The following is a 3,068-nucleotide window of genomic DNA, read 5'->3' on the forward strand; positions in this document are numbered from 1 at the left end:
ACCTCACACCCAGGCTTATTCGGCGGCGGGCAATTGGACGTCAACCCCAACGGATCCACCCATCCCGTCGGATTCGGCACGTACTGGTACTGATTCAACCCACCCGCGAGCTTCACCGGGTCCGGGGTCAGATACCGCCCTAACCTAGGGTCGTAATACCGATGGCGGTTGTAATGCAGCCCACTTTCAACATCGAAATACTGCCCCTGAAAACGCAGCGGTTGATCCAGATAATCCTCGCCAGCGAGGGTGACGGCGGCGACTTTGCCGTAGGCGTCGTATTGCGCGGACCAGACGATTTCGCCGCTGTAGTCGGTGAGTTCCTGCGGGGTGCCGAGGTGGTCGAGTTGGTAGTAGAAGGGGCAGGCCTTTTTCGGGCCTTTGCCGTCGAGCATCGCGAGTGGGCGGAAGGTGCCGGGTTCGTAGAGGAAGCTGCGGTATTGCGTGGCGCTGCTTTCGGCGACGAGGTGTTCGCCTTGCCAGAAAAATTCGGTGATGGCGCCGTCGACGGTTTTGCGGATGCGCCGGCCGAAGGCGTCGTATTGATAAGTGGCGGTCTGGCCGTCGGGGCGGGTCAGGCCGATCAGGCGGTGCTGGCAGTCGTAGCGGTATTCGGTGACCAGGGTCTGGCCGTGGCCTCGGCGTTCGCGGATCAGGTTGCCGAAGGCGTCGTAGTCGTAATGACGGTCGCCCTGCATCAGCAGGCGATTGCCCTTGATCTGCGCAGGGCCGGGGCGGTCCTGCATCAGCAGGTTGCCGGCCGGGTCGTGGGCGAAGGATTCGGGCAGTTCGTCGCGCGAGTGACGTACGCGGATCAACCGGTCGAGGGCGTCGTAGCCGTAGGTGCGCTGGCCGTGGCGGCTGTCGGCGATGTGCTCGAGATTGCCGTTGGCGCTGTAGGCATAATCGCGGCGGTACAGCGAGGCGTGGCGATGACCTACAGCATGGGCAAGCAAGCGGCCCTGATCGTCGTAGGAATATTCGCTGAGCAGCAGACCTTGCTGGCGTTGCTGCTCGCGACCGGACTGATACACATGCCGGGTCAGCGGCGTGCCATTAAGGTCGATGGCCGACAGCGCACCGCCCTTGGCGTAGTGATAGTCGAGCTTGCTGTTGTCCGGCAGGCGCATCCGCTTGAGCTGGCCGCAGGCGTCATAGGCGTAGCGCAAGGTGCCCCAGCCCTGATGCTCGGTGATCAGCCGATCCTGACGGTCGTACTCGAAGGCCAGCGGATGGTTCTGGCCGTCATCGACAGCAACCAAGCGGCCGAGGCGGTCGTAGTCGTAGCGGACCTTGATCCCATCGGGCAGGGTTTTGACCAGCAAACGCCCGGCCCTGTCGCGCTCGTAGCGGGTGACCAGCGATAAACCCTGCTCGCCGAACTCGGTCTTTTCCAGCAGATGACCGTTGAGGTCGTAGGCATACGCCGTGCGCCGCCCATCAAACCCGGTTTCCTGTCGGATCAATCCGGTCGGCGTGTAATCCAGTCGGTACTTTTCTCCGGACTCGTTTTCAATCTCGGTCAGCAGCAACCGCGCATGGTCGTAGCGGTACTGCACGCGGGTGCCGTCGGGGTTGATGCGCCGCGAGACCAGGTGCAGATCATCGTCATATTCATAGCGGGTGATGCGCCCGAGTTCATCGCGCTCAGCGGTGATCTGGCCGTAGGCGCCATAGCTGTAGGCGCGCGTGCTTCCCGTAGGAGAAGTCGTCAGGATCAGTCGGCCGGCGGCGTCCCACTCCTGACGGCTGACGACACCAAATTCGTCCTGGGTGGTAATCCGCCGGCCCAGCGCATCGTAGGAAAAGCGCCGCACGCCGCCATCGGGCAGGGTTTCTTCGATGAGCTGACCCAGCTCGTTCCACACCCAGCGATGGCGGCTGCTGTCCGGATAACGCAGCGACAGCAATTGCCCGCGCAGGTTGTAGTAGTAATGCGTGACCTGGCCGTCGGGATCGACCGCTTCGGTGACGGCGCCTTCAGCGTTGCGCCGGTAAATCCACACCGCATCACCACGACAACGCTTGTAAAGAAAACCGTTGCGGTACTCGTAGGACGTTGGTGCATCGTCCGGCGGAATCAGCGCGATCAGCCGTCCGACTTCGTCGTAGCGGTATTCGGTGACCGCGCCCAATGCATCCTGCTCGGCGATCAAGCGCCCCTGCTGGTCATAGGCCTTGAGCTGCTCGCCACCATCGGCCGCAACCTGGCGCACCAGCCGCGCGCGCTCGTCGTGGACGTAGACTTCTTCGGTGCCGTCGACGTAATGCACGGTCACGCTGGCGTCGTCATCGTTCCAGACGTAACGGGTGTTCATCTGCGAGAACGAAGCCCAGTGCCTCACGCAGCGGGCGGCTTTGCCCTCACGCTGCCACTCCCAGAAGAAGCTCGCGCCGCCGGTCAACTGGCGCTGGAGGATGACGTGGTGATCGTCGTAGTCGTAGCGCTCGCTGTCGCCGACTGCGTTGGTCGCGATCAACAGGCGTTGCCGCGCATCGAAGCTGTAGGTGGCGAGGTTCTGCTCGGTGGTCCATTCGCCCTGAACAAAAACTTGGTAATCGACCGCCACCAGTTGCGTGCGGTCATAACGCAACAGCAATGAGCGGCCGGCGCCATTGTCCAGACGCTGAATGCGGTCGGAGCGATCGCGTTGCAGGGTCAGACGATTACCGTAGACATCGCTGATTGCGGTCAGCCGGCCGGCGCGAAAGTGATAGAACCGCGCGGTTTCCCCGGCCAGAGCCAGAATCAGTTCTTCCGGCTCATCACCAAGAAAGATCGCCGCCCGCGACAGGCTGTTGTGGATCGCCGGGCGCGCGACGTTGGGCAGGGGAAAGCGGGTGCGGCGGTTTTCGTGGTCGATCCAGACCACGCCATCGCTGTCGAAGGCCAGCCGATGGGCGAGCGTATGGCTCCAGCCGAAACCCAGGCCGATATCGATCTCGACCGCGCTGCTGCGGTACAAGCGGGTGAACTCGAAGGGCAGCACGCCGTCGAGCACCGCGTCGGTCAGGGTCAGCAGTTCTTCGCCGGTGACCATCGACACCGGGCAGCCATTGGTACAGGT

2 protein-coding genes and 1 pseudogene are annotated in these 3,068 nt (G+C 62.9%); all 3 read right to left on the reverse strand.

Features of this window, described 5'->3' with window-relative positions; genetic code table 11:
• A partial coding sequence (locus tag D6877_RS30075) for an RHS repeat-associated core domain-containing protein (RefSeq protein ID WP_347233437.1) occupies positions 1–1,721 on the reverse strand: 1,721 nt, incomplete at its 3' end.
• A complete protein-coding gene (locus D6877_RS30250) occupies positions 1,648–1,866 on the reverse strand; it encodes a hypothetical protein (protein ID WP_347233438.1) in 219 nt (72 codons plus the stop codon). The genes D6877_RS30075 and D6877_RS30250, both read right to left, overlap by 74 nt.
• Positions 1,809–3,041, reverse strand: a pseudogene (locus D6877_RS30085) (DUF6531 domain-containing protein); the annotation flags it as partial. The gene D6877_RS30250 and the pseudogene D6877_RS30085, both read right to left, overlap by 58 nt.
• Positions 3,042–3,068 lie beyond the last annotated feature (27 nt).

The organism is Pseudomonas sp. Sample_9 (genome assembly GCF_004307535.1).
In the GTDB taxonomy this organism is placed as follows: Bacteria; Pseudomonadota; Gammaproteobacteria; order Pseudomonadales; family Pseudomonadaceae; genus Aquipseudomonas; species Aquipseudomonas mercuritolerans.